Below are 3,892 nucleotides of genomic sequence, written 5' to 3' on the forward strand. Positions count from 1 at the left end.
GGTACATTAAGCAGTATAATAATTTTTACTCTTATTGTCCAAGTTCATTTAGGGGCTAAATAGCTTGATTTTTGTGTCAAGATAGATAAATTTATCATTCTCGCTCGAAATATAATCTTGGTAAACGGAGTAAAATTCTTTTCTATTTGAAGTTGGCATAAACTCCATTAACCCTGCATAATTGCCATTTTCGTAGCTCAATAGCATCCCGAATTTATCTTTACACAGACCAGTGATGTATACATTCTCATACTTATAGTTAATCACTTTTAACCAGTTATTAGAGCGCTTATTGATTTGATATTTAGAGCTAGTATTTTTAAGGACTACCCCTTCTAAATCATGACTCTTAATCTGGTCAAAATAGGCAATTCCATTTCCAAGTAGCCATTTAACTTTTGTAATTAGTCCATCATCAGGAATGATTTTTTCAAGAATCTCTTTTCGTTCCAGTAGCGTACAATTTAGCTTCTTATTTGAAGAGTAAACAATATCGAACACGCAAAATGTTATCTTGTGAAGAGATTTCTTGGATTTAAAACGTTCCATGACATATTCAAAGTTTGGTTTGCCATGAGAGTCCGTAACTACTATTTCACCATCTAAGACAGTTTAACTATACTATAATAATTACAGGATGGAATGTTTAATATATAACGTTTTATCCTTTCTTTTATTCATAATATACTGGATATCTATACTAAATTAATCTAGTATATTATGTTTAATATAAATATATTTTTATTTGAGGACGTAGCCCACAGCGGGAGGCGTCGTGAGGTCCTTAGACCGAACGTTAACAAAAACAGGAGGTGAACATTCTATTTGAGGGTTCAAGAAGTTATCTTAGAAGGTTTAAGCAAGCGATACATGCTAATTGATCAACATGGATTCCCGGTACTACCTGTAATGAAGTATTTAAAGTATTTGGACATAACAGACAAAAGCAGCAATACACAAAAAACTTATTGCTATGCTTTAAAGCACTATTTTGTATTTTTAGAAGACAATAACAAAGACTACAAAACTGTTTGTTTAGATGATTTAGTAGAATTTATTGGATGGTTAAGGAATCCTTATCAAAACATTAAAGTATCACCATTACAGCCAAAAAAAATCAAAAAAACCGAGAAAACAATCAATTTAACAATCACAGTAATTTTAAACTTTTACGACTACCTATACCGTACTAACAGTATTAGCAGCAATATGATTGAACCTGCTTTTAAACAAGTTTTCTCAGGGGGGAGGAACAAATTTAAAGATTTTCTATTCCACGTCAACAAAGGAAAGCCTGTTAACCGAAACATACTTAAGTTAAAAGAACCCAAAAAAAGACTTACCGTTTTACTTAAGGACGAAGTCCAACAGCTTATTGAAACAACGAAAAATATCCGGGATAAGTTGTTAATTCAATTATTATTTGAAACAGGATTACGTATCGGAGAAGTGTTGTCTTTGTTTTTGGAAGATTTTATATTTGATCATAGTAAAGGACATAGAATTCGGTTAGTTGATCGTGGGGAATTAGAAAATGGAGCAAAATTAAAAACTGGTGAAAGAGAAATTTATGTTTCTCAAGAATTAATGGATTTGTACGATGATTATTTATACGAGGTGCTAGATGAGCTAGAATTAGATACCAATTTTGTCTTCGTCAAAATTCGCGGTGCTAATGTTGGAAAACCTATGAATTACCAAGACGTTTCCTCATTATTTAAACGATTGCGAAAAAAAACTGGTATTCTCAAAATTCACCCTCATTTACTTCGTCATACACACGCAACCATGTTTTACAAACAGACCAATGACCTTAAACAAGTCCAAGAACGTTTAGGACACGCACATATTCAGACTACAGCAAATTTATATTTGCATCCTTCAGAAGAAGAAATTCGTGAGAATTGGGAAAAGGCAAAAAGTTCATTCATTATACAACCTACGGAGGCTTAAGTAAGCATACATGACAGAGCAATACATTTTTAATTACACTACATACGATTATAATAATATTTTTCGTGAGCATATTTCTAAGGTTATTCAAGAAAACTTAGTGGATGTTTCCCCCTTCAACCACATAGATGAAATCACTAACTATTTTGCAGATATGGACATCTGGAATATAAGGACCTTTGGGACAATCTCGAACTTTATCAATGATTATCAGAAGTATAACGGATTAAAAGTAAATATAAAATTTAAAACCCAAAATGAAAATATTAAAGGAGAATTAAAATATTTTTGTGTAAAAAAATTATTTTCTACTGAATGGGCTGTTGGGACTTTTATGACCGGCCCTTCTAATTACATGACAAACTTACAAACATTTATTGATGAAGAGTTTCCTAACATTAAATCAATACTATCAGTAGAATTTCCTGTCTTAAATGATAGATGGAGATCATGGTTAGAAAAAAACAATTTCAAAACAATAAAGAATAAATTAGAAGAGATATCAGACAAGGTTTATCAAATAAAATCTCCGATTTTTATGTTTTTGGGGCGATTTTATGAGGCTATTTCAGTTGTTTTCGACGATCGAGATGAATGGGAAAAAGATATTTGGGATATTAGGATATTAATAAATAGGTATGACATAGAATATAACCCAAGTAAAAATGATTATTTAGTAAACTTTTCAACAATTGATAACCCTTATTTTAGAGAAGCCGTAAAATCCTATTTCAAACAAAGAATTTTAGCGCAAAATAATTTTTCGTGGTCTACAGCAAGAACATATGTGGGTTCGATAGGAAAATTTCTTAATTATGTATCGGACAAAGAACCTACTTGGAAAGATTTAAAAATGCTTTCACGACAACATATTGAAGGGTATATTCACTGGTTAAGTGGATATGTAAAAAGTCACCATAGAAAGGATGCAAATTCCAATCGATACAAGCGTCACTCACTTACCGCTGTAAATCAATTTGTAAGAGACTTGCACTTTTATAACAACAGTCATATGACTCCTAATTTACCAGTCGATCTTTTGTTTTTGCCCGGTGATAAACCCAGGAAAGTAAAAAAATCGCATGAAACAATCGATTACATACCCGAATTTGTATTGGAACAATTATTTAAAAATATTGAATATCTACATAAAGAAGTTCAGCCAATTGTGTGGATTGCATTTAAAACAGGTTTAAGAATATCTGATGTGTTAGGTTTAAAGCAAAACTGTTTGGTTTTACTAAATGGGAAATACAGCATAGTAACAGACATAGAGAAAACATATGTAAAAGGACACATGGTTCCAATCGATGAAGAGTTGGCAAACATAATTGCAGTTTTAATAGATAATGCGAAAAAACACAGCAAAAAAGATAATAATCCTGAAGACTTTATTTTTGTTAGATATAGGGGCAAAAGGCAAGGGAAAGCATATGAACAAGGATGGGTTTCTGACCAGTTAAATCTCTTAGCTAGAAGAAAAAATATAACCGACGAACTTGGTAACCTTTTTCATTTTAAAATGCATCAATTTCGACATACCTACGCAATAAAACTGTTAAATAACGGTACCGATATTTTCACGGTGCAAGAGTTACTCGCCCACTCGTCACCGGAGATGACAATGGTATATGCTAAACTTTTGGATGAAACTAAGCGTAAAGCATATGAAAAGGCGGTTACTGACGGAGTTTTTAGTTTCGATTTAAACGGTAATATGTATGAAGTTAATAAAGACGAAGAAATACCGGAAGAAATAAAGGAAATGCTTTGGCTAAACCACAAGTTAACTGCAATTGACAATCCTTACGGATCCTGTAGAGCGAGATTAAATGGAAATTGCCCTTATGCAGAGGAACCACCTTGTTTAACATGTAATGGTGTAAACTAGCACATTATTTCAGACACCTAATTTCAAATTAACTCCGGTGAAAAACCT

General features: G+C 32.2%; 2 protein-coding genes and 1 pseudogene. 2 read left to right on the forward strand and 1 reads right to left on the reverse strand.

Annotation, left to right across the window (positions count from 1 at the left end):
• Positions 1-48 precede the first annotated feature (48 nt).
• Positions 49-597 (reverse strand): annotated as a pseudogene (locus FS666_RS18870) (ATP-dependent DNA ligase); the annotation flags it as partial.
• Between the two features lie 228 nt (positions 598-825).
• On the opposite strand from FS666_RS18870, the gene FS666_RS18875 reads away from it, so the two are divergent.
• The gene (locus FS666_RS18875) at positions 826-1,953 is read left to right on the forward strand and encodes a tyrosine-type recombinase/integrase (RefSeq protein WP_144463744.1); all 1,128 of its coding nucleotides are present in this window, start codon (positions 826-828) and stop codon (positions 1,951-1,953) included.
• Between the two features lie 10 nt (positions 1,954-1,963).
• Entirely contained in the window at positions 1,964-3,844 is a 1,881-nt protein-coding gene (locus FS666_RS18880; protein ID WP_144463743.1) for a tyrosine-type recombinase/integrase, read from the forward strand.
• Positions 3,845-3,892 lie beyond the last annotated feature (48 nt).

This window comes from Siminovitchia fortis, assembly GCF_007681465.1.
Lineage (GTDB): Bacteria > Bacillota > Bacilli > Bacillales > Bacillaceae_C > Siminovitchia > Siminovitchia fortis.

Excerpts from the sequence above, each read along its gene's own strand:
- FS666_RS18880 (WP_144463743.1), top strand. The coding sequence starts at position 1,964 with ATGACAGAGCAATACATTTTTAATTACACTACATACGATTATAATAAT.